The sequence below is a fragment of the Streptomyces sp. NPDC032091 genome (assembly GCF_055580265.1).
Genome location: NZ_JBVILR010000012.1, coordinates 128,278 through 149,669 on the forward strand (window position 1 = coordinate 128,278; position 21,392 = coordinate 149,669).

At 75.8% G+C, this 21,392-nt stretch carries 23 protein-coding genes; 12 read left to right on the plus strand and 11 right to left on the minus strand.

Annotated elements, in window-relative coordinates:
- Positions 1-127: 127 nt before the first annotated feature.
- The 4 genes from ACZ5NJ_RS20740 (at position 128) to ACZ5NJ_RS20755 (ending at position 5,061) form a co-directional block, all read left to right on the plus strand.
- On the plus strand, positions 128-1,258 hold the full coding sequence (locus ACZ5NJ_RS20740; RefSeq protein WP_468766521.1) for an enolase C-terminal domain-like protein: 1,131 nt from the start codon (positions 128-130) through the stop codon (positions 1,256-1,258).
- Between the two features lie 75 nt (positions 1,259-1,333).
- Entirely contained in the window at positions 1,334-3,115 is a 1,782-nt protein-coding gene (locus ACZ5NJ_RS20745) for a glycoside hydrolase family 15 protein (RefSeq protein ID WP_468766522.1), read from the plus strand.
- Between the two features lie 126 nt (positions 3,116-3,241).
- Entirely contained in the window at positions 3,242-4,228 is a 987-nt protein-coding gene (locus ACZ5NJ_RS20750; RefSeq protein WP_468766523.1) for a GlxA family transcriptional regulator, read from the plus strand.
- A gap of 77 nt (positions 4,229-4,305) precedes the next feature.
- On the plus strand, positions 4,306-5,061 hold the full coding sequence (locus ACZ5NJ_RS20755) for an MBL fold metallo-hydrolase (RefSeq protein ID WP_468766524.1): 756 nt from the start codon (positions 4,306-4,308) through the stop codon (positions 5,059-5,061).
- A gap of 52 nt (positions 5,062-5,113) precedes the next feature.
- On the opposite strand, the gene ACZ5NJ_RS20760 is transcribed toward ACZ5NJ_RS20755, so the two are convergent.
- Positions 5,114-6,244 carry an ABC transporter substrate-binding protein gene (locus ACZ5NJ_RS20760; RefSeq protein WP_468766526.1) on the minus strand — a complete coding sequence of 377 codons (1,131 nt, stop codon included), beginning with the start codon at positions 6,242-6,244 and terminating at the stop codon, positions 5,114-5,116.
- 108 nt (positions 6,245-6,352) lie between these two features.
- Between ACZ5NJ_RS20760 and ACZ5NJ_RS20765 the strand changes: the two genes are divergently transcribed.
- Both ACZ5NJ_RS20765 and ACZ5NJ_RS20770 read left to right on the plus strand, forming a co-directional pair.
- Positions 6,353-7,138 (plus strand): class I SAM-dependent methyltransferase, encoded by a 786-nt coding sequence (locus tag ACZ5NJ_RS20765; protein WP_468766527.1) that lies wholly within the window; start codon positions 6,353-6,355, stop codon positions 7,136-7,138.
- A 33-nt stretch (positions 7,139-7,171) separates the two neighbouring features.
- A complete protein-coding gene (locus ACZ5NJ_RS20770) occupies positions 7,172-7,825 on the plus strand; it encodes a maleylpyruvate isomerase N-terminal domain-containing protein (RefSeq protein WP_468766529.1) in 654 nt (217 codons plus the stop codon).
- Between the two features lie 31 nt (positions 7,826-7,856).
- Here the strand turns inward: ACZ5NJ_RS20770 and ACZ5NJ_RS20775 are convergent, their stop codons facing one another.
- From ACZ5NJ_RS20775 to ACZ5NJ_RS20790, 4 genes are all read right to left on the minus strand, one after another.
- Positions 7,857-8,066 (minus strand): hypothetical protein, encoded by a 210-nt coding sequence (locus ACZ5NJ_RS20775; protein WP_468766530.1) that lies wholly within the window; start codon positions 8,064-8,066, stop codon positions 7,857-7,859.
- A 197-nt stretch (positions 8,067-8,263) separates the two neighbouring features.
- Positions 8,264-8,704, minus strand: coding sequence for a hypothetical protein (locus tag ACZ5NJ_RS20780; RefSeq protein WP_468766531.1), 441 nt, complete (start codon positions 8,702-8,704; stop codon positions 8,264-8,266).
- Positions 8,704-10,005 (minus strand): amidase domain-containing protein, encoded by a 1,302-nt coding sequence (locus tag ACZ5NJ_RS20785; protein ID WP_468766532.1) that lies wholly within the window; start codon positions 10,003-10,005, stop codon positions 8,704-8,706. Before ACZ5NJ_RS20785 ends, ACZ5NJ_RS20780 begins: the two co-directional genes overlap by 1 nt.
- Before the next feature lie 3 nt (positions 10,006-10,008).
- Complete coding sequence (locus ACZ5NJ_RS20790) at positions 10,009-10,332, minus strand: hypothetical protein (RefSeq protein WP_468766533.1); 324 nt, start codon at positions 10,330-10,332, stop codon at positions 10,009-10,011.
- Between the two features lie 211 nt (positions 10,333-10,543).
- Here ACZ5NJ_RS20790 and ACZ5NJ_RS20795 point away from each other — a divergent pair, with 211 nt between their 5' ends.
- Complete coding sequence (locus ACZ5NJ_RS20795) at positions 10,544-11,410, plus strand: DMT family transporter (RefSeq protein WP_468766534.1); 867 nt, start codon at positions 10,544-10,546, stop codon at positions 11,408-11,410.
- Between the two features lie 15 nt (positions 11,411-11,425).
- Here the strand turns inward: ACZ5NJ_RS20795 and ACZ5NJ_RS20800 are convergent, their stop codons facing one another.
- Positions 11,426-11,659 carry a hypothetical protein gene (locus ACZ5NJ_RS20800; protein ID WP_468766535.1) on the minus strand — a complete coding sequence of 78 codons (234 nt, stop codon included), beginning with the start codon at positions 11,657-11,659 and terminating at the stop codon, positions 11,426-11,428.
- A 248-nt stretch (positions 11,660-11,907) separates the two neighbouring features.
- Between ACZ5NJ_RS20800 and ACZ5NJ_RS20805 the strand changes: the two genes are divergently transcribed.
- Positions 11,908-13,560: a D-alanyl-D-alanine carboxypeptidase/D-alanyl-D-alanine-endopeptidase gene (locus tag ACZ5NJ_RS20805; RefSeq protein ID WP_468766536.1), complete on the plus strand. Its 1,653-nt coding sequence runs from the start codon at positions 11,908-11,910 to the stop codon at positions 13,558-13,560.
- Here ACZ5NJ_RS20805 and ACZ5NJ_RS20810 read toward each other — a convergent pair.
- On the minus strand, positions 13,557-14,048 hold the full coding sequence (locus tag ACZ5NJ_RS20810; protein WP_468766537.1) for an FBP domain-containing protein: 492 nt from the start codon (positions 14,046-14,048) through the stop codon (positions 13,557-13,559). The genes ACZ5NJ_RS20805 and ACZ5NJ_RS20810 overlap by 4 nt on opposite strands.
- A gap of 77 nt (positions 14,049-14,125) precedes the next feature.
- Between ACZ5NJ_RS20810 and ACZ5NJ_RS20815 the strand changes: the two genes are divergently transcribed.
- On the plus strand, positions 14,126-14,695 hold the full coding sequence (locus tag ACZ5NJ_RS20815; protein WP_468766538.1) for a TetR/AcrR family transcriptional regulator: 570 nt from the start codon (positions 14,126-14,128) through the stop codon (positions 14,693-14,695).
- Positions 14,692-15,915, plus strand: a complete 1,224-nt coding sequence (locus ACZ5NJ_RS20820; RefSeq protein ID WP_468766540.1) for a GDSL-type esterase/lipase family protein — start codon at positions 14,692-14,694, stop codon at positions 15,913-15,915. Before ACZ5NJ_RS20815 ends, ACZ5NJ_RS20820 begins: the two co-directional genes overlap by 4 nt.
- Before the next feature lie 7 nt (positions 15,916-15,922).
- Here ACZ5NJ_RS20820 and ACZ5NJ_RS20825 read toward each other — a convergent pair whose 3' ends face one another.
- From ACZ5NJ_RS20825 to ACZ5NJ_RS20835, 3 genes are all read right to left on the minus strand, one after another.
- Positions 15,923-16,501 (minus strand): hypothetical protein, encoded by a 579-nt coding sequence (locus ACZ5NJ_RS20825; RefSeq protein ID WP_468766541.1) that lies wholly within the window; start codon positions 16,499-16,501, stop codon positions 15,923-15,925.
- 155 nt (positions 16,502-16,656) lie between these two features.
- Complete coding sequence (locus ACZ5NJ_RS20830; protein ID WP_468766542.1) at positions 16,657-17,787, minus strand: agmatine deiminase family protein; 1,131 nt, start codon at positions 17,785-17,787, stop codon at positions 16,657-16,659.
- A gap of 45 nt (positions 17,788-17,832) precedes the next feature.
- On the minus strand, positions 17,833-19,380 hold the full coding sequence (locus ACZ5NJ_RS20835) for an APC family permease (protein WP_468766543.1): 1,548 nt from the start codon (positions 19,378-19,380) through the stop codon (positions 17,833-17,835).
- 166 nt (positions 19,381-19,546) lie between these two features.
- On the opposite strand from ACZ5NJ_RS20835, the gene ACZ5NJ_RS20840 reads away from it, so the two are divergent.
- Complete coding sequence (locus ACZ5NJ_RS20840) at positions 19,547-20,212, plus strand: TetR/AcrR family transcriptional regulator (protein WP_468766544.1); 666 nt, start codon at positions 19,547-19,549, stop codon at positions 20,210-20,212.
- Here the strand turns inward: ACZ5NJ_RS20840 and ACZ5NJ_RS20845 are convergent.
- Positions 20,209-20,562: a PIN domain-containing protein gene (locus ACZ5NJ_RS20845; RefSeq protein WP_468766545.1), complete on the minus strand. Its 354-nt coding sequence runs from the start codon at positions 20,560-20,562 to the stop codon at positions 20,209-20,211. The two genes, ACZ5NJ_RS20840 and ACZ5NJ_RS20845, sit on opposite strands and share 4 nt — an antisense overlap.
- Before the next feature lie 139 nt (positions 20,563-20,701).
- On the opposite strand from ACZ5NJ_RS20845, the gene thpR reads away from it, so the two are divergent.
- Positions 20,702-21,286: an RNA 2',3'-cyclic phosphodiesterase gene (thpR, locus tag ACZ5NJ_RS20850; RefSeq protein WP_468766546.1), complete on the plus strand. Its 585-nt coding sequence runs from the start codon at positions 20,702-20,704 to the stop codon at positions 21,284-21,286.
- Positions 21,287-21,392 lie beyond the last annotated feature (106 nt).

A 21,392-nucleotide genomic window follows, 5' to 3' on the forward strand; every position in this document is an offset into this window, starting at 1 on the left:
CTGGCACTGGTCCGCCCCGCGCCTACCCCGTCGTCCGGCCCGTACACGCGCGGACGCACGCGCGGGACGGGGACTGCGGGCGCCGGGCGGGGGTAGGCGCGGGGCGTCTACGGCGAGGAGGACCCGGATGCGTGCGCGGACGGGCTGCGGGGACGTCCCCGTCCGGCGGATCGAGGCCGGTGCGTACACCGTGCCCACCGACGCGCCGGAGGGGGACGGCACCCTGGCCTGGGACTCCACGACCGTGGTCGTCGTGGAGGCCGAAGGCGGCGGGGCGCGCGGCGTCGGCTGGACGTACGCCCCGGCCGCGGCCGCCGGGGTCGTACGGGAGCTGCTGGCGGAGGTGGTGACGGGGCGCGACGCGTTCGGGGTGCCGGGGCTGCACGAGTCGATGTGCCGGGCGGTGCGCAACGCGGGACGGCCCGGCATCGCCTCGTGCGCGATCTCGGCGGTGGACGTCGCCCTGTGGGACCTCAAGGCCCGTCTGGTGGGGCTGCCGCTGGCGGACCTGCTCGGAACGGCCTGCCCGGAGGTGCCGGTGTACGGGAGCGGCGGGTTCACCACGGCACCGGACACGCGGCTGCGGGCGCAGCTGGAGAGCTGGGTGCACGGTCTGCACATCCCGCGCGTGAAGATCAAGATCGGGCAGGACCGGGGCCGCGCGGTCGGCCGCGATCTGACGCGGGTCGCGCTGGCCCGGGAGGTGATCGGCCCCGACGCCGAGCTGTACGTGGACGCCAACGGCGCCTACGCGCGGGGGCAGGCGCTGCGCGTGGGGCACGAGCTCTCCGCGTACGGGGTGCGCTGGTTCGAGGAGCCGGTGTCCTCCGACGACCTGGCCGGACTGCGGCTGCTGCGCGACCGTCTGGACTGTGACGTGGCGGCCGGCGAGTACGGCTACGACCTGCCGTACTTCGCCCGGATGACGGCGGCCGGGGCGGTGGACTGCCTGCAGGCCGACGCCACCCGCTGCGGCGGGATCACGGAGTGGCTGCGGGTCGCCGCGCTCGCGCGCTCGCAGGGCCTGGAGCTGTCGGCGCACTGCGCCCCGCACGTCCACGCCCATCCTGCGGCCGCCGTACCGGACTTCCGGCACATCGAGTGGTTCCACGACCACGCCCGGCTGGAGCCGCTGCTGTTCGAGGGCGAGGGCCTGCTGGACCCGTCCGGGGGCACCGTGCGGCCGGGTGCCTCGGGGGCGCCCGGGCTGGGACTGGCGCTGCGCCGCGGCGCCGTGGAGGAGTACCGGGTCGCCTGAGGCCCGGACAGGCCTCGGGCGCGGCCCCGGTTGGGCGCGTCCCGACCGGGTAGCCGCCCGTACGAGCGAGAGGGGGTGAGCCCCACGGACCGCCGGTGTACGGGACCCCGCCCGGGGCTGCGGCACGTGCCGCGGCCGCTGCGGGACTACACGCTGCTGGCCGACGGGGAGCGCGGTGCGCTGACCGGGCCGGAGGGGGACGTGGTGTGGCTGTGCGTGCCCGGCTGGGACGGGCCCGCGGTGTTCTCGGAACTGATCGGTGGTGCGGGCGCGTTCACCTTGCGTCCGGAGCCCTCCTGGAAGGTGTGCGGCGGGGCGTACGCGGAGGGCTCGCTGATCTGGACCTCCCGCTGGACGCTGCCGGACGCCGTGGTGGAGTGCCGGGAGGCCCTGGCCGCCCCGGCCGAGCCGCACCGGGTGGTGCTGCTGCGCCGGATCCGGGCCGTGACGGGAGTCGCGCGGGTGACCGTACGGCTCTTGGTGCGCGGGGACTACGGCAGCGCGCCCGCGCCGGTGCTGCGCCGGGCCGGCGAGGAGCTGTGGGAGGGGGCGCGCGGACCGCTGTGGGTACGGCTGCGGGGACCGGCCGCGGCGCGGAGCGGCCCGGACGGGGAGTTGACGGCGGTCGTCGAGCTGCCGGAGGGCGGGGTGCGCGACCTGGTCCTGGAGGTCGGCGACCGGCCGCTCGGCGAGCCGGCCGACGCGGGGGCCGCGTGGCGGCGTACGGAGGAGTTCTGGGCCGGGGCCGTGCCCGCCTGCTCCGGACTGACGGCGGCCCGGGACGTACGCCAGGCGTATGCCGTCCTCACCGGCCTCACCTGCCCCCGGACCGGCGCGATGGTGGCGGCGGCGACCACGTCCCTGCCCGAGCACGCCGACGCGGACCGGGACTACGACTACCGCTACGCCTGGCTGCGCGACCAGTGCTACGCGGGCCAGGCGGTGGCCGTGCACGGGCCGCACCCGCTGACGGACGCGGCGGTGCGCGTGGTCACCGAGCGGGTGCTCGCGGACGGCCCCGGGCTGCGGCCCGCGTACCGGACGGACGGCTCTCCCCTGCCGCCCGAGCGCCGGCTGCCGCTGTGCGGCTACCCGGGTGCGGCGGACCGGATCGGCAACCGTGCCGGGGGCCAGTTCCAGCTCGACACCTTCGGGGAGGCGCTGGAACTCCTGGCGGCGGCCGCCCGCCAGGACCGGCTGCCCGACGACGGGGTGCGGGCGGCGATGGTCGCCGGGAAGGCCCTGGAGGAGTACTGGGACCGGCCGGACGCGGGACTGTGGGAGCTGGACACGGCCTGGTGGACCCACTCGCGGCTGGCCGCGGTCACCGGGCTGCGCGCGGCCGCGCGGGAGATCGGCGGGTCGGCGGCGGGCCGCTGGAGCGAGCTCGCGGAGACGGTGCTGCGGGAGACGCGGCGGCGCTGCCTGCACCCTTCGGGCCGCTGGCAGCGCTCGGCCTCGGACCCGGGCCCGGACGCGGCCCTGCTGCGCCCCCTGGCCTCGCCGTACTGGCCGGGCCCGAGGGCCGTCGCGGCGGCGACGCGGGAGGCGGTGGAGCGGGAGCTGGCCGTGGACGGGTTCGTGTACCGCTTCCGGCACGGCGACGGCCCGCTGGGCGAGGCTGAAGGCGCCTTCCTCCTGGGCGGGTTCCTGATGTCCTCGGCCTGCCTGGCGCAGGGGCGGCCGGTGGCGGCGGCGCGCTGGTTCGAGCGGACCCGTACGGCGGTGGGCCAGGCCGGGCTGTTCGCGGAGGAGTACGACGTCCGCAACCGGCAGCTGCGCGGCAACCTGCCCCAGGCGTTCGTGCACGCGCTGCTGCTGGAGAGCGCGGTATGGCTGGACCGCGCGGCGGGCTGACACCCCACGGTGGGCCGACCCGGGCGGCGGGCCGACCCGGGCGGCGGGCCGACCCGGCGGCCGCATGACCGGATGTGACAGAAGCTGGTCATTGCGGCCATCACGCGGGGGCGAAATGATCGGCGCATGCTCCCACCGCACAGGATCGTCATCGTCGCGTTCCCCGGCGCCGAACTCCTCGACGTGACCGGCCCCGCCGAGGTGTTCTCGGTCGCCACGCGCGTCGCCGGCCCCGGCCGGCCCGGCTACGAGCTGCGGGTGGCGACGGCCGGCGGAGGGCCGGTGGCCACCTCCGGCGGCCTGCGCGTGATGGCCGACCTGGCGCTGGAGGAGGTGGACGCGGCGGCCGTGGACACCCTGCTGGTGTCGGGCGCCGTCGAGGTGGCCGGGGACGGTGCCGAGCCGGTGGTCGACGACGCGGTCGTCGCGTGGCTGCGCGGGGCCGCGCCCCGGGCCGGCCGGGTGGGCTCGATCTGCGCGGGCGCCCACCTGCTGGCCGCCGCGGGCCTGCTGGACGGGCTCACCGCCACGACCCACTGGCTCACCGCCGCCCGGCTGGCGGCCGACCACCCGCGCGTCCGCGTGGACCCGGATCCGATCTTCCTGCGGGCCGGCCGGACGTGGACCTGCGCGGGGATCACCTCCGGGATGGACATGGCACTGGCGATGGTCGCGGAGGACCACGGCCCCGAACTCGCCCTGGCGACCGCGCGGATGATGGTCATGTACGTCAAACGCCCGGGCGGTCAGAGCCAGTTCAGCGTGCCGCTCGCGGCGGCGGACGCCGCCGGCGACGGCGACCGGATCGACGCGCTGCGGGTGTGGATCGGCGAACACCTCACCGAGGACCTGTCCGCGCAGGCGCTGGCCGCCCGGCTCCACCTCAGCGTCCGGCACTTCTCCCGGCTCTTCCGGCGCCGCACCGCCACCACGCCGGCCGCGTACGTCGAGGCCGCCCGGCTGGAGGCCGCCCGCAGGCTGCTCCAGGACAGCGAGCTCGGCCTGCCGGAGGTGGCCGCCCTCAGCGGCCTCGGCTCGGTGGAGAGCCTCCACCGCTCCTTCCGCCACCGGCTGGGCACCACCCCCGCCGCGTACCGCCGCCGCTTCCGCTGAGCGCGCCCCCGCACCCCCTTCGCCCGCACCCCCTTCGCCCGCACCCGAGCCCCGACCGTCACCAGGGAGGACCCGCCGTGTCCCGCACCACCCGCATCATCCCGATCCCCGTCCTCGGCCGGCACGCCGTCAACGCCTACCTGCTGCTGGGCCGTCGCCCGGTGGTGGTCGACGCCGGCACGCCCGGCAGCGGACTCCGGATCCGCGACGCGATCGCCGCGCACGGGGTGGACCCGGCCGACCTGTCGCTGATCGTCCTCACGCACGGCCACATCGACCACTTCGGCTCCGCCGCCGAACTGCGCCGCCTGACCGGTGCCCCGGTGGCGGGCCACGTCGCCGACCTGGGCCCGTTCCGCACCGGGCGGGTCCGTGAACCGTACCTGCCCACCGGCCCGATGGGCCGTCTCATGGCCCGCAACCGGAAACTGCACGCCCGGGCCGAACCGTTCGAACCGGACGTGCTCGTCCGCGGCGAGACCGACCTGTCCGACCACGGGATCGCGGCCCGCATCATCCCCACGCCGGGGCACACCGCCGGCTCGGTCTCGGTCCTCACCGCGCAGGGCGACCTCGTCGCGGGCGACCTGGTCGCGAACTCCTTCATGGGGCTCGTCCCGGGCAGACCGGCCAACCCTCCCTTCCACGACGACCCCGTGGGCAACCTCGCGAGCCTGAACCGGATGCTCGACCTGGACCCGGCCCGGCTGCACGTCGGCCACGGCAGCCCCCTCGACCCCGCCCGGGTCCGCCGCTGGGCCGTCCGGGAGGACCGCCGGCTCGCCCGGCTGCGGGCGTCCGGCCGGCTGCGCACCCGGCAGCCGGAGGACTGAGGGCCCCCGCCCGGCACGCCGTGGACGGCCGGGGCCGCCGCGGGCGGGGAGTTCACCGCGCCGGGGTGTCCCGGGCGCCGGTGTGGAGGACGCCGGTGTGGAGGACCCGGAAGCGGTGGAGGTCCGCCGGGTCGCGGTCGGCGACCTGCACCGGCGCCCCCTCCCACTGCCAGACGCCGGTGGCCGGTACGCGGGAGAACCGGATCTCCCCGCGGGTGCCCTCGATCCGGACCTGCGACCAGGCCCCGGCCGTGCGCGCCCGGTCGTCCGCGCCGTGGGCGCGCAGCACGCCGGCGAGGACGGCGCCGGTGTCGTAGCCCTCGAAGGCGACGAACGAGGGCGTCCCGCCGAGCCGTTCGCGCAGGGTCCGCTCGACGCGCGCGCCGAGCGGGCCGAGGCGCTCGGGCAGGTAGCGCAGGAACGGGACCGCCGCGCCGTCCCCGCCCAGCAGGGCCGCCCACTCGGCGAACTCCGGCTGGCCGGCGGGTGCCCCGATGGTCACCCCGTCGAGGCGCCGGTCACGGCGGACGGCCCGGACGAGCGGCACCGCCGGGTGCGGGTGGCCGACCAGGAGGAGGACAGCGGTCGCGCGGCCGGCGTGGAGCGCGTCGCACACGGCTTCCGGGGTGAGCGTACGCATGTCGAGTTCGAGGAGGGTAGCGCCGTGCGCGGCGAGGCGCTCGCGCAGGACGCGGGTCCCCGACTCCCAGTACACGCTCGGGTCGGCTGCGACGGCGATGCGCCGGTGGCCCGCGCCGAGCAGGAAGTCCGCGTAGGTCCGCCAGCCGTGGGACTGGGGCGGGGCGAGGCGCGCGATGCCTCGCGCCGGGTCTTCGGTGAGCGCGTCGAGGACCGCCGACGAGCAGAGGAACGGCAGGCCGAGGGCCTCGGCCCGGGCGGCCGCGGCGCGGGCGACGACGCTGTGGTACTCGCCCGCCAGGGCGGCCACGCCCAGCCCCGCCAGTTCGTCCACGGCCGCGGCGGCCCGCCGCGGGTCGGCGGCGGTGTCCCTGACCACCGGTTCGAGCGTCCGGCCGGCGACCCCGCCGGCGTCGTTGGCCTCCTCTACGGCGAGCCGGAGCCCGGCGAGCAGGTGCCGGCCCGCCTCGGCCCAGCCGGGCGGCGTCAGGGGGGCGAGGACTCCGATCCGGACGGGTGTGCTGGTGTCTTCCATGGCGGCCATTCCACCGGCGGCCGCCACCGGCGGGCAAGCGGGTATCCGTCCGTCCGCGGTCCGGGCGGGTCCGTCGCGGGGGTGGGCTGCCCCCGGCCGCGCCGCTACCTTGATCGAATGGCACATACGGAGAACACCGAACGGGCCCTGCACGCCTCGTCGTTCGGCACGGCGGCGGGCGCGTACGCCGAGCACCGTCCCGACTACGCGCGGGCCGCCGTGGACTGGGCGCTCGACGCCGCACCCGGGCGGCGGGTCCTCGACCTGGGGGCCGGAACCGGCAAGCTGACCGCCGTGCTGGCCGCCTCGGGCGCCGACGTCGTCGCGGTCGAGCCCGACCCGGCGATGCTGGCCGAGCTGCGGCGCGGCCTGCCGGACGTCCGCGCCCGCGCCGGCAGCGCCGAGGCGATCCCGCTGCCGGACGGCTCGGTCGACGCCGTGCTGGCGGGCAACGCCATGCACTGGTTCGACATGGCCGTCGCCGGCCCGGAGATCGCCAGGGTCCTCACCCCCGGTGGTGTCCTGGCCGGGCTGTGGAACGTCCTCGACGACGGGGTCGAGTGGGTCGCCGGGCTCGCGCGGACCGCCGGGAGCGCGGCGGTCGGCCCGCGCGACACTCCCGCCGCCTGGCGGGCGGCCACGGAGGACATCCACCTTCCGCGCACCGGCCCCGCCCGGTTCGGCTCACCCGAGCGGTCCGCGTTCGCCCACGGGCAGCGCCGCACCGCCGACTCCCTCGTGGCGACCCTCGCGACGCGCGCGGGGATGCTCGTCATGCCGGAGCGGGAACGGGAGGCCGCGCTCGGCCGGATCCGCCGCTACCTCGCCGGCCGCCCGGAGACCGCCCGGGGAGAGTTCACCCTGCCGATGCTGACGGCGGTGCTGCGCGTCCGGAGGCTGTGAGCGCCGGCGCCGCCGGGACGCTACCGTGCCCCCGTGGACCACTTCTCACACGCCTGGGCGGCCCTGCGCGCGGCGGTCGCCGGACTCCCGGCCGAGGACTTCGAGCGGCCGTCCGGCTGCGCCGGCTGGCTGGTGCGGGACCTGGTCTGCCACCTGGTGATCGACGCCCAGGACGTCCTGATCACCCTGGCCACGCCCGCCGGGGGCGAACCGACCGTGGACGCGGCCGGCTACTGGCGGCTCGTCGAACCCCCGACCGGCGAGGACTCGCTGGACGCGCTCGTCCCCCGCCTGGCGGCGGCGTACGGCGAGCCGCGGTGGCTGACGTTCCACCTCGACGACGTCGGCTCCGCCGCGGGCCGGGCGGCCGCGCTCGCCGACCCCGCCGCCCGCGTCGCCACGCGGGACGAGGTGCTGACCGTCGCCGACTACCTGACGGCGTACGTCCTCGAATGGACCCTGCACCACCTCGACCTGGTCGCGCACCTGCCGGCCGCCCCTCCCCCGCCGGCCGAAACGCTCGCGGCGGCGCGTACGGCCCTGGAGGCGATCGCCGGCGTCCCCTTCCCCGCTTCGCTGTCCGACCGCGACGCCCTGCTGATCGGCACCGGCCGGCGCGCCCCGACTGCGGCGGAGGGGGCAGCGCTGGGCGATGTCACCGCGCGGCTCCCGTTCGTCCTCGGCTGAGTCGCCGGCCGGGCCGCGCGCGCGGGCGCCCTCACGCCGCGGGCGGCCGGGGGGCGGCGGGGAGGCACTCCTCGGCCTCCTCGCCGAGGTCGATGTCGCCGCGCCGCATGAACCGCTTCCAGCCCTCGGTGGCACGGGCGCGCAGGGCCCGGTCCGGGGTTCCCGGGTCGGGCTCCTGCCCGTCGAAGGTCCGTCCGCTGGCACCGGGCTTCCTGCGGGGCAGTGAGGGGGTGGTGGACATGCGTGTCGCTCCTCTCCGACGGGGCGCGACGGGCCGGGGTCCCGGCGGGGCCGGGGCCTCGGACACCGTTGCGAGGGGGAGCACTTCCGGACCGGATGGCCGGATCCGGGGTGCGGTGACCACCTTCGCTGCCGGACGGCCGATCAATCAATGGCCGCGTCCGGATGGATTCACCCTCACTGGCCGCCGCCTGACCCTCAGGAGCCGCAGTCGCCGAGGTTGATCCCGGCCGCGGCGTCCGCGTACACGGCGTACAGCTGGATCAGCTCGATCGGAAGGGTCAGGACGCTGAACCAGACGGTGATGCCGGCGAGCAGCCCCGGCCAGGACTCCCCCAGCCGCAGGCCGTACCGGCCGCGCAGCCGGCGGGCGAGCAGCACGCAGACCACGACCGCCGTCACACCCAGGACCGGTCCGGCCCACGCGGCGGCGTACTCCGCCACGGGGAAGGGCAGGTGCCGGCAGGCCGCCCGCTGCCGTTCGGCCCAACCGGCCTGGATTCCCTGCGTCTTCAGGGAGGTGACGACACCGGCCACCACCAGGAACGGCACCGACAGCCCGGCCGTGACGGTTCCGGGGGTGACGGTTCCAGGCGTGACGGCGCCCGTGGCGGGGGGAGGAGAGGGGGCGGACATCATCAGTACCAATCCGGTTCCGGGCGGACGATGCGGATGCGCTGCTCGCCCCCGTTCCTGTTCGCAATGTGTTCCCGGCTGTCCAGACTCACGTTCTGGAACGAGCTCGTGTGCTGGGTCAGCTTGATGTCCCCGTCGGGTGTGACCGAGGTGACGACGGCGGCATGGTGCGTCTCGCCCGGGGCCGTCTCCGTACCCGGCGCCACCTGCTCGTAGAAGATGACGTCGCCGGGCCGCGCGTCCGCCCTGGACACCTCCTTCCCGCCGTGCCGCAGCAGGAAGTTCTGCAGTCCCTCGGCCCGCGCCCACGAGTCGGAGTGGTAGGCGTGCTGGTCGAGCCAGTTCCAGCCGGTTCCGGACTGACGGCCCCAGGTGTCGTCGCCCATCAGCCCGGCCCACGGGTCGACCTTCTTGCGCATGCCGCCCGCCTCCAGGCTCGACGACACGAAGTTGGTGCAGTTGCCGACCGACCCGTAGTCCAGGTCGTCCTTCTTGTCCCAGTGGTCCAGCGCGTACCGCACCATCTCCACCCGGTCGATCTTCCCCTCCGGGCCCCGGAGTTCGCGCCCCACCTCCGGCGGGAGGCCGGTGAGGTCGGCGAGGGTCACGGGGTCGGCCCGCATGAGGTCCTTCCGCTGCTGGGGGGTCAGGCCGTCCCACCAGGCGCGGACGAGGTGCGGGTCCTTCCCGACGGGGATGTCCGCCCTGAGGATGTCGAACTCGACGTGGGACGCGTCGACGAGGATCTCGTTGTGCGCCTGCGAGGTGTCGGACACGTTGATGGTCCCGGCGAGCTTCTCCAGGGCGGCGGAGGCCTTCGCGTCGGCCTGGGAGGCCTCGCGGAGGGCCTCCTGGATCAGCCCGTCGACCTCGGCGATGTGGCCGAGCTCCCGGGTGTAGGCGTCGCGCACGTCCTGCGGGACGTTCGGTCCCACGGGAACCGCGCCCGTGTACGCGCCGACGGCGCGGCCGTCCTGGATGCTCAGCCCGTAGCCGGCCGCCAGTTCGACGGCGTGGGTGAGGGTGCGCTGGGCGTAGCCCATGGTGTGGGCCAGCGCGTCGAGGACCATCGCGATGCCCTTCATGATGTCGCCGCCCGACTCCAGCCGGTCCGCGAGGTCCGCCAGCCGCTTGCCGGCGATCTTGCCGGTGGCGTCCGCCCAGTGGTCGTCCAGCGGCTTCTTGCCCTGCGCGCGGATGTCCTCGGCGGCGGAGGAGGAGCGCCGGGCGAGGTCCACCCAGTCGTCCGCCGCCTTCTGCCACTGGTCCACCCGGCAGTCGTGCAGGTCGTGGTAGGTGGCCACGGGTCAGTGCCTCCCGAAGTCGGCGAGGCCGTGCTGCAGCCGGGCGAAGGCGTCGCGGGCCTGTGCGTCCGTGGTGTCGTACGCGTTGGCCGTCGTGTGCAGGTGGTCCGCCATGGTGTTCATCTGCCGGCCCAGGTCGACCATGTGGTCCTCCCAGGCGGTCGCGCACCGCTTCAGCGCCGCGGCCGAGGCCCAGCCGTGGTGGCCGTCGGCGGCCGTGGCGCTGGAGTCGAGGGACTTGCCGAGGTTGTCCAGTGCCTCTTGCGCGGCCGAGCGGGCGCCCCCCGCCCCCTGCCGCACGTAGTACGTGCCGATGTCCGTGTCCATCTGTTCCCCCCTGAGTGATCGGAGAACACCCTAGCCGCGGCCGGCGGAACGGCCGTTGCCGGACCCCTCGGGGGGACCGGGGTAGTGGAGAGGGCCCTTCCGCCGATGAGGCGCTGTCAGCGTGCCGGCCGGGGACGGCCGGTGGGCCCGGACGGGGGACACGGCGGCGGCGCTGGGCGGCGGGCCGCGCCGGTGCGGTCAGGATCGGGGCATGGGCATCGTCGTGCCGGTCCTCTTCGCGGTGTTCGCGGCGTTCGCCAACGCGCTCGCGACGGTCCTCCAGCGGCGGGCCTCGCTGACCGTGCCGCAGAGCGACGGCTTCCGTTTCGGGCTGGTCCTCGACCTGCTGCGCCGACCGCTGTGGCTGGGGGGGATCCTGGCGGTGATCGCGGCCGGGGCCGGGCAGGCCGCGGCGCTGGCCACGGGCGCGCTGTCGCTCGTCCAGCCCCTGTTCGTGCTGGAGCTGCCGCTCGCGCTGCTGATCGCCTCGCTCGTGTCGCACCGCCGGCTGCCGGGTGCGGTGTGGCTCGCCGTCGCGGGGGTGGTGGCCGGGCTCGGGGTGGTGCTGGTGGCGGCCTCGCCCGCGGGAAACCGTACGCACGTCCCGCCGGACCGGTGGGTGGTAGCGCTGCCGGCGTGCGCGGCGGCGGTGGCGGTGCCGGCCGTGGCGGGGCTGCGCCGGCCGCCGGGCCGGATGCGGGCGGGCTGTCTGGGCGCCGCCACCGCCGTCTGCTACGCGCTCACCGCCGCCCTGATGAAGTCGGCCGTGCACCTGCTGCCCGCGGGCGGTGTCGGGGCGTTCCTGACGGCCTGGGAGACGTACGCCTTCGCCGCGAGCGGCGTCTGCGCCGTCCTGCTGCTCGAACACGCCATGCAGGGCGGCCCGCTGGTCGCCTCCCAGCCCGCCCTGACCCTGGGCGACGCCGGGGTCAGCGTCGCCCTGGGGGTGCTGCTGTACGAGGAGCACCTGCGCGCCCACTGGTGGCTGCTGCCCCAGCTGCTCGGCCTGTCCCTGATCTGCGCCGGGGTCCTGGCCCTGGCCCGGTCGGGCGCCGGCGCCGAGGCGGGGGCGACATGACCCGGGACGGGTCCGTCACAGGGCGACGACGATGACGGCTGCCGCCCTCCCACTGCGGACCAGGGTCTTCCACCTCCCGTCCGGCTCCGGGGCCCGCGGCGCCGGGGTGCTGGGCGGGCGGGGGGCGGAGGGGACGGCCGTGTTGCCGGAGCCTGGCATCCGGGAGGCCGCGAAGACGCCGGGGGCCACGCGCACGGCCCCGGCTTCCATGGCGGCGGCGAGGAGGGAGACGCGGTGGATCTGGCTCATGGGACTCTCCTTCGACTGCACGGCCCGGCGGGGCGGACGCCTCGCGTCCGAGGGTGTCGGGGAGGTGGCGCCCGCTGCGGCGCCGCCTTCGTGTGTTCCATTGGGCCCCGCGCCGGGGCCCCGCGTCATGCCCCTGCTGTTCGGGGCTTGACAGCCGTCCGGGTGACGGGCGGGGTGCGGGTCGGTGTGCCACGCTGGGCGCAGGTGCCGGACTTCCGGCCGGGCAGCCGCGGCGAACGGAGCGTGCCGTGGGACATCCGATCCGTTGTGCCGCGCTGCGCAGGCGTACGGGGGCCGGGGTCGCGGCGCTGCTCCTGGTGGTGCTCGGGCCGGGGGCGGTGGCCGGCGCGGCCCCCGAGCCGTCGCCTTCCGCGTCGCCGTCCGCGTCGCCGTCCGGGCCGGGGAACGCCGGACGGCTGGACCCGCGGATCGCCGGGATCATGCGGAGACCCGAGTACCGGCACGCGCAGTGGGGGCTGCTGGAGACCGGGCCCGGGGGCGGGCCGGTGCGGTACGCGATGTTCCCGGAGCAGTTCTTCATCCCCGGTTCCACCGCGAAGCTGTTCTCCGTCTCGGGCACCTGGCGGACCCTGGGCACGGACCACCGGTTCGTGACCCCGGTCTACGCCGTCGGCGAGCGCAGCGCGGGCACGCTGACCGGCGACCTCGACCTCGTCGCCCAGGGCGACCTGACCCTGGGCGGCCGCACCCGGCCGGACGGCACCGTCGCCTACACCGACCTCGACCACACCTATGCCAACGACTTCCCCGGCGCGACCCTCACCCCCGAGAACCCCCTCGCCGGGATCGACGACCTCGCCCGGCAGGTGCGCGCGTCCGGCATCACCCGGGTGGACGGGGACGTGGTCGTGGACGGCCGGCTGTTCGCCGCCGACCCTGCTCTCGACCCCACGCCGACGCCGCTGATGGTCAACGACGACCTCATCGACCTGCTGACCACCCCCGGCGACCGGCCGGGCGCCGACGCCCGGCTGGACTGGCGGCCGCGGGTGGCCCCGTACCGGGTGACGTCCACGGTGAAGACCGTGGCGGCGGGGAAGCCGACGCAGATCACCGTGGCGGCCGATCCGACGGGCACCCGTATCCGGCTGTCCGGCACCATCGCCGCCGGCGCCCGGCCGCTGCTGCGGACCTCCCCCATCGCGGACCCGGCCGCCTTCGGCCGGACGGCGCTGATCGAGGCGCTCGGCCGGGCCGGGGTCGAGGTCCGCGCCCGCGCGACGGGGGCCGACCCCGTCGGCCGGCTGCCACACGACTACCGGGGGCGCCCGCGGGTGGCCGCGTACACCTCGCCCTCGTACGAGCAGTACGCGAAGCTGATCCTCAAGGTCAGCCACAACCTGGGCGCGAACCTGGGGATCTGTCTGATGGCCGCCACCGCCGGGAGCACGCGGTGCGCGGACGGGTTCCCGGTCCTGGCCGCCTTCCTGGACCGGGCGGGTGTCGACCGTGCGCAGGTGGAGCTCATGGACGGCCGCGGCGGCAACCCCGCCGACCGGGCCACCGCGCGGGCGCTGGTCCAGATGCTGGCGTACTGGCAGCGCGGCCCGGACGCCCGGCGCTTCCGGGAGGCCCTGCCGGTCCTGGGCGTCGACGGCCTGCTCGCCGGGAACTGCCGCGCCTGCCCGGCACGCGGAAAGGTGTTCGCGAAGACCGGGGCGGCGGTGGGCGGGGACCTGCTGAACGACCGGCTCGCCGTCGGCGCGATCACCATCGCCGGATACCTGGACCGGGGCGGCGGCCGCTTCGACCTCTTCTCCGCGGGCGTGAACGGGGCTTCGACGCCCACCACCGACCCCGCCGGGGTCCTGTCCATCGCCAACGACCTCGCCCTCGTCGCCGCCTACCTCCAGGAAGAAGCGCCGCCACCACGGGGCTAGGCAGTCACCTTGGCGACAAAGGCGGCGAGGTTCGCCACGGTCCGCCGGACCTTCTCCTCCTGCGTGAGCGTCTCGGGGAGCCGCGCGCCCGAACCCGTCTCCTTCTTCCCCCGTACATACAGGGAGCAGGCGAGGTCGTCGCACAGGTAGGCCCCGACCGAGTTGCCCTGCTGTCCGGCCTTCCCCGCCTTCGGGGCGACCATCAGGGACACCCCGCCGTCATGGGGGGTCAGGCACACCGAGCACATGCTGCGCCGCATCTGGCCGGCGCCCTGGGCCGGCCGGCGCAGGACGAGGGCCCGGGTACGGCCGTCGGCCTCGGTCACCAGGTAGGCGCGGCCCGGGGACTGCGGGTCGCGCCAGCCGAGGTAGTCGAGGTCCTCCCAGGGGCGGTCGGCCAGGTCGCGCGGGACGGACAGGCGCTTGGCCTCACCCTTGGTGCAGTTGACGAAGGCGGCTCGGATCTCTTGCTCGGTCAGTGGCTTCATGGGCAGCACGCTAAGTTGCCTAAAGGTTTTAGGCAACTGCATAATCGGCTCAGGCAAGGAATGAGGAGGGAGGGCGTATGGGGCGCATCGGCCTGACCACGGCCCGCCTGGTGCGGGCCGGGGCGGAACTGGCGGACGAGGTCGGCTTCGAGCAGGTGACCGCCTCGGCGCTCGCCCGGCGGTTCGACGTGAAGGTCGCCAGTCTGTACTCGCACGTGCGCAACTCGCGGGACCTGCGGGCGAAGATCGCCCAGCTCGCGCTGGAGGAACTGGCCGACCGGGCCGCCTCGGCGCTGGCCGGGCGCGCGGGCAAGGAGGCGCTGACCGCACTGGCGGACGTGTACCGCGACTACGCCCGCGAACACCCCGGCCGCTACGACGCCTCCCGGTTCCGGCTCACCCCCGAGGAGGCCGCCGAGAGCGCGGGCCCCCGCCACGCGGAGATGATGCGGGCCGTCCTGCGCGGCTACGACCTGGCCGGCCCCGACCAGACGCACGCCGTCCGCCTCCTGGGCAGCGTCTTCCACGGCTACGTCAGCCTGGAGCTGGCCGGAGCCTTCGGCCACAGCGCCCCCGACCCCCAGGAGAGCTGGTCATGGACCCTCGACGCCCTCGACACCCTGCTGCGCGGCCGGGCCACGACGTGACGCCCCGCACCCCCGCGCCCGGCCCCGCGCCCGCCGCGGCGGCCGTCACCCCCCGTCTCACGAGGGCCGTCACCGCGGACCTCCTGCGCGGGGCCCTCGACGCCGAGCGCACCGGCCGCGGGCTGCTGCCGCACCGGCTGCCCGCCGGGGCCCGCGCCCGGAACACCGACGGGCAGCTGGCCATGGCCGAGTCGCAGCCCTCCGGCGTCCGGCTGGCCTTCCGCAGCGCGGCCACCGTCGTGGAGCTGGACACCGTGCCCGTCAAGCGGGTCTACCCGGGTGCCCCGCCCCGCCCCGACGGGGTCTACGAGCTCCTCGTCGACGGCCGCCCCGCCGGGCGGGCGACCGCCGAAGGCGGGGACACCGTCACCGTCGACCTGGTGACGGGCGCCGCCGAGCGCCGGGCCGGCGGGCCGGCCACCCTGCGCTTCACCGGCCTGCCGGGCCGGGTGAAGGACGTGGAGATCTGGCTGCCGCACGACGAGACGACCGAGCTCGTCGCCCTGCGCACGGACGCCCCCGTGCTCCCCGCGCCGGACCGGGGCCGCCGGGTGTGGCTGCACCACGGCAGTTCGATCAGCCAGGGGTCGGGCGCCGAGAGCCCGACCGGGACCTGGCCGGCGATCGCCGCCTCCCTCGGCGGGGTGGAGCTGGTCAACCTGGGGCTGGGCGGCAGCGCGCTGCTCGACCCGTTCACGGCCCGCGCCCTGCGCGACGCCCCGGCCGATCTGATCAGCCTCAAGCTCGGCATCAACGTGGTCAACGCCGACCTGATGCGGCTGCGCGCCTTCGGCCCCGCCGTCCACGGGTTCCTGGACACGGTCCGCGACGGGCACCCGGACACGCCCCTGCTGGTCGTCTCGCCGCTCCTGTGCCCGATCCACGAGGACACCCCGGGGCCGACGGGCTTCGACACCGCCGCGCTCAGCACCGGGGAGCTGCGGTTCCGCGCCACGGGAGACCCCGCCGAGCGCGCCGCCGGGAAGCTGACCCTCACCGTTATCCGGGAGGAGCTGGCGCGGATCGTGCGGCAGCGGGCGGCCGAGGACCCGCACCTGTACCACCTCGACGGCCGCGCACTCTACGGCGAGGCCGACGCCGCCGAACTGCCCCTGCCCGACGCGCTCCACCCGGACGCCGCCACCCACCGCCGGATCGGCGAGCGCTTCGCCCGGCTGGCCTTCTCCCCGGACGGCTTCTTCGGCACCGTCCACCCCTGACGGCCGGTCAGCGCCGGTAGGTGTAGTGGCCGAGGCGCGAGCGGGCCTCCTTCTCGGAGATCCCGAGGCCGGTGCCGATCGACTCCCAGGACAGGTCGTCGGCCTCGGCGATGTAGGCGGCGTCACGGGCCACGCTGCGGGTGACCCGCTCCAGTGCGGCCACGGCCTTCAGCGCGGCCACCGGCGCCTGTCCGGCGAGGTTGTTCAGCTGCTCCTCGACCCGCTCCAGGAGGTCGGCCAGCTCGGCGGGCAGCGGTACGGTGCGGGCCTCGACCTCGTCGAGGTGGCGCTCCCAGTCGTCGCGGGGCCCCTCGATGTCCGGGTCGTACGGGCCGGCGGAGTCCTCGTCCACGCGGTGGATCGGATAGTGCGCGGCGCCGCGCCAGCCGCACGCGCACGCGGCCCGCGCGGCGGCGGCCCGGGGCCGGTTCAGGATGCCGCTGTAGGCCCACCACTCCCGCGTCTGGCGGAAGTCGGCCCCGCTGCCCGGATCCAGGTGGACCGGGCCCGGCTCGGTCCCGTCCTCCAGGAGCGCGCCGGCCCAGCCCTCGTGCGAGGCCCCGAACTCCTCCGCCGTCCACCCCATGGCCACTCCCCGTCAGCCGTGCCCCCGCGGCCGTCCCGCGGGGGCGGGGGCCGCATGCTCTGGCCCCACCCTGCCCAGATCGGGGACGGGTCAAGCGGTGCGTGCCGGCCGGTTCGCGGCGCGCGGGGCGCGCGCCGCGAACCGTGCGCCCCCGGTCAGCGCGTGCGCGGCACGTGCTGGGTGACGCAGTGGACTCCCCCGCCGCCCCAGGCCAGGATCCGGGCGGGGCTGCCGACGACCTCGCGGCCGGGGAAGAGCGTCCGGAGCTGCGCGAGGGCCGCGGTGTCCGCCGGCTCTCCCGAGAGCGGGACGACCACCTGGGAGGCCGTCAGGTAGTAGTTGGTGTAGCTGAAGGTCTCGACCAGGAGGCCGTTCTGCCGGAAGTGCGGCTGCTGCTGCATCTCCACCAGCTCGAAGCGGCGTCCGCGGGCGTCGGTGGCGGCTTCCAGGACCGCCTTGTTGGCCGCCATCCGGGCGTGGTTGGGGCTGGTGGTGTCGGGCTGGGTGTGCAGGAGGACCCGGGCGGGGCCGAGGTAGGCGGCGACGAGGTCGATGTGGCCGTTGGTGATCGTGTCGTTGGCGAGGCCGTACGGGAGCCAGATCAGCTTGGTCGCGCCGTAGGCGGCCAGCAGCGTCGACTCGATCCGGGCGCGGGTCATCGTGGGGTTGCGGTTGGGGTTGAGCAGGCACTCCTCCGTGGTGATGAGGGTGCCCTGGCCGTCGGTGACGACGGACCCGCCTTCGAGGATCATGGGGACGTCCCGGCGCGGGACGCCGAGGTGATCGCAGACGCCGACCGGCAGGAAGTCGTCCTTGTCGTACGGGTACTTGCCGCCCCAGCCGTTGAAGCCGAAGTCCAGGCCGATGCTGCGGGCCTTCGCGGCGTCGAGGGCGAAGATCGGGCCGGTGTCGCGCGTCCAGCAGTCGTTGACGGGGTACTCGACGACGGTGACCGTGGGGCCGCACAGGGCGCGTGCCTCGTCCGTGTGTCCGGGCTCGGCGAACATCAGGACCGGTTCGGAGCGGGCGATGGCCCGGGCGATGCCGGCGATCTCGCCCTGGACGTCGGGCAGCAGGGAGCCCCAGCCGTCCGTGCGGTCCCAGGGCCAGGACATGACGCAACAGGAGTGGTCCTCCCACTCGGCGGGCGCCGTGTACTTCTCCGCGGACGCGGCGGACGTGTCGCCCGTGTCTGCGGCGAGGGCGCGGCCGGCGAGCAGGGTGGCGGCGGTGGCGGACAGTGCGGCGGCGCCGAAGCCCCGCCGGCTCATCGATGGCATGCGCATGACATATCTCCCGATGGAGGGGTGGACGGGTGGGGTCAGGTGGGGTCAGGAGAGCCCGGGCGCCGGTTCGGCGGAGCGGTCCGCGGGCCGACGCGGCGCCGTCGGCTCCTCCAGGGCGCGGAGCTTCTCCTGGGGGCGCCGGACCAGCAGGTAGAGCAGGCCGGCCGAGATGACGGCGCCGATGCCGAGGAGGCCGGCCCAGATCTGGTACCAGGGGGCGCCGGGCGGGGCGAGGATCGCCCGCGGCCAGCAGACGTTGGCCACCTCGAAGGCCGTCCAGAGCACGGCGAGCACGTTGAGGAAGGTGCCCTTGCGGCCCAGGCGGACGTGCCCGGACGGCACCCAGGTGCCGCGCAGCCGGGCGATGAGCGCGGCGAGGGAGACCAGGAAGAACGGTAGGAACGTGGCGCCCGTGCCGAAGGCGATCAGGCTGCCGATGGCGGTGGCGTTCAGGCCCAGGAGCAGGGCGGAACAGCTGACGGCGGTGGAGGCGACGAGGCCGCCGATCGGGGCCTGGCGCCGGTTGACCCGGCGCACCTGGCGGGAGAGGGGGAAGACGCCGTCGCGGGCGAGGGAGTAGACGCCGCGGGCCGCGCCGCCCTGGGAGGCCATGGCGCAGGCGAGGAACCCGACCAGGACGACGAGAACGAAGGGCTTGTCGGACCAGGAGCCGAAGGAGGTGACCACGGCGGTGGTCACCGGGTCGAGGTCGCGGCCGGCGACGACCGCGGCCGGGTCGGGGTGGGCCAGGGCCACCGCCATGGCGTTGAGGATGACCACGGTGCCGACGCTGAGCAGCGCCCACCACATGGCGCGCGGCACCTGCCGTCCGGCGTCCTTGGTCTCCTCGGCCGTCGAGACGCAGGCGTCGAAGCCGATGAACCCCCAGCCGGCGACGGCGAGGACGGCCAGGAAGGCCATCACCGTGGAGCCGCCCGACAGCTGCTCGGCGCCGAGGGTCTCGGTGAAGAGGGAGAAGCCGTGCTTGCGGAAGAACAGCAGCAGGCTGAAGCCGACCAGGACCGAGGCCACGGCTTCGGCGGCGATGCCGAGCGAGACGAAGAAGCTGAGGATCCTGATGCCGAAGGCGTTGACGGCCGTACAGGCCAGCAGGATGGCCGCGGCCACCGCCACCATGGCCGCCGGGGTGGGCGTGACCCCGGTCAGGGCGAAGACCCAGGGCGCGGCCAGGTAGGCGACGGTGGTGTTGCCGAACATGACGGCGAACTGCCAGACCCAGCCGCTCATCCAGCCGAAGGAGGGCCCGAGCAGGCGGCGCCCCCACTGGTAGGGGCCGCCGGCGAGCGGCCACTGGGAGGCCAGCTCGGAGTAGACGTTGACGACCAGGCACTGGCCGAGCAGCACGACGGGCAGCGCCCAGACCCAGGCGGGCCCGGCGATGGTCGTGCCGACCATGGACACCGCGTAGAGCGCGACCACGGGCGAGACCACGGCGAAGCCCATGGCGATGTTGCCCAGGACGCCGAGGCTGCGGCGCAACTCCTGCCGGTAGCCGAGGTCGTTCAGGCGGGCTGCGTCGCCGTCCTGCGGGGTGGCGGTGGCGGGTCTGCCGCCGGTGGAGGGTTCTGACACGTGACACCTCGGAGGGCAGGGGGAGCCGTCCCGTGACCCCGGCGGCTCCCCGAACTTAAATCTAACCTTGTTAGGTAACGGGGTTGCGGGGACGTTAACGCGCCCTCGACCTCTTGGGAAGACCTGCCGGCGGGTAACCTTGCGGCGAAAGAGGGGGAGAACCGCCGTGGGCCGACCGAGCCAGCCGCTGCTGAGCCGCGCGATCATCGCGCGCGCCGCACTGGAACTGCTCGACGAGCAGGGCCCGGACGCGCTGAAGATGCGGTCGCTGGCCGACCGGCTCGGGGTGCGCGGCGCCTCGCTCTACCACCACGTCGCGTCCAAGGAGGACCTGCTCGACGCGGCGTCGGAGCTGCTCAACGAGGAGATCGACCTCGGACCGCTCCAGGATCCCGAGTGGCGCCGGGGCGTCGCCGAGTACGCCCGCGGCTACCGCCGCGTGTACCTCCAGCACCCGCACATGATCGCCCTGGTGGCCCGCCGCCGGGTCGAGGCCGAGCGGGCCCTGCGGAGCTACGACGTCCTGCTGGCCGCCCTGGTCCGGGCGGGCTGCACGCCCGCCGGGGCGGCCGAGGCCGCGGCCGCCCTCGACTACCTGGTCCTCGGCTCGGCCCTGGAGACCTTCACCGCGGGCTTCACCCGCGCCCCGGGCGACTACCGCCCCGGCTACCCGGCCCTCGCCGACTCCCTCGAAGCGACCCGCTCCGTGCCCGGCGGCCTCGCCGGCCTGGACGACCGCGGCTTCGAACTGGGCCTGCGCCTCGTCCTGGACGGCCTGGCCGCACAGCTGGGCAGCGCCACCGACGCGGCGGGGACGACCTGGACGGCCTAGACCGGGCGCACCGTGCGGGGGCCCGCGCACGCGGCGCCGTGCGCGCGGACGCGTTCGCGCAGGGCGCGGTCCGCGGTGACGACCGTGCAGGGGCGGTCGGCGTGGGCGGCGGCGAGTTCCACGATGAGGTCGTCGCCGCTGCCGGACGCGGACTCGACCCGTACGCCGGGCACGGACGCGACGCCCCGGGCGGCTCCCTCGACGACGAGGATCACCTCCTCGCCGGCGTCCCGCTCCGCCAGCCGGTCGCGCAGCCGCTCGGCGGCCACCCTGCGGTCGCGCCACCAGCCGTCGGGCACGGAACCGACGACGTTCGCGGCGTCGACGATCAGCACGGGGCGCGGGGTCACGCCCCCTCCCGGCGGGGCCCGGTCCGACGGGGCGTGGGGCACATCGCTGGTTCGGTCACGTGCCGTGATTCTGCCACGCCGGGCGGGCCCCGGGTCCGCCGGCTGGTTCCGACGGCCCCGGCACGGTACGAAGTCCCCTGTGAAACATCAGACCCACAGCGCGACCGTCCGCGTGTTCATCGCCCTCGCCCCGCCCGACGACGCGAAGGAGGAACTGGAACGGGAGCTGCTGCCCGCGTACGAGGCGTACCCGCGCATGCGGTGGAACCGGATCGAGGACTGGCACATCACCCTGGCCTTCCTCGGTGAGCTCCCGGTCGCGGCCGTCCCCCGCCTGCGCGGTCCCCTCGCCGGCCTCGCCGCGATACGCCGGCCCCTGCGGCTGGCACTGCGCGGCGGGGGCCACTTCGACGAGCGGGTGCTGTGGACCGGGATCGACGGGGACCTCGACGGGCTGCACCGGCTGGCCGGCGAGGTGCGCTCCCTCGTCGAGGAGTGCGCCATCCCCTACGTGGGCCGGCCGCTGCGCCCCCACCTCACGCTGGCCCGCGCCCGGCGCGGGGACACCGCCAGCGTGCCGGAGGCGGCCGCCGGTCTCACCGGGTTCGCCGGCCGCGCCTGGCACGCCGGGCGCCTCCACCTGGTGGGCAGCAACATCGGGCGCGGCCCGGGTCCGATCCACTACCGGGACATCGCCTCATGGGGCTTCGGGGACGGGAACTGAGCGGGGCGGGGCGGGTGTGACGCCCGGTCGGCGGTGTGTCGGTCGCGGGGCCCGGCGGCGGGGTGCGGCACGGTGGCTGCCGGGGGCGGCCGTGCGGGTCGTGCGG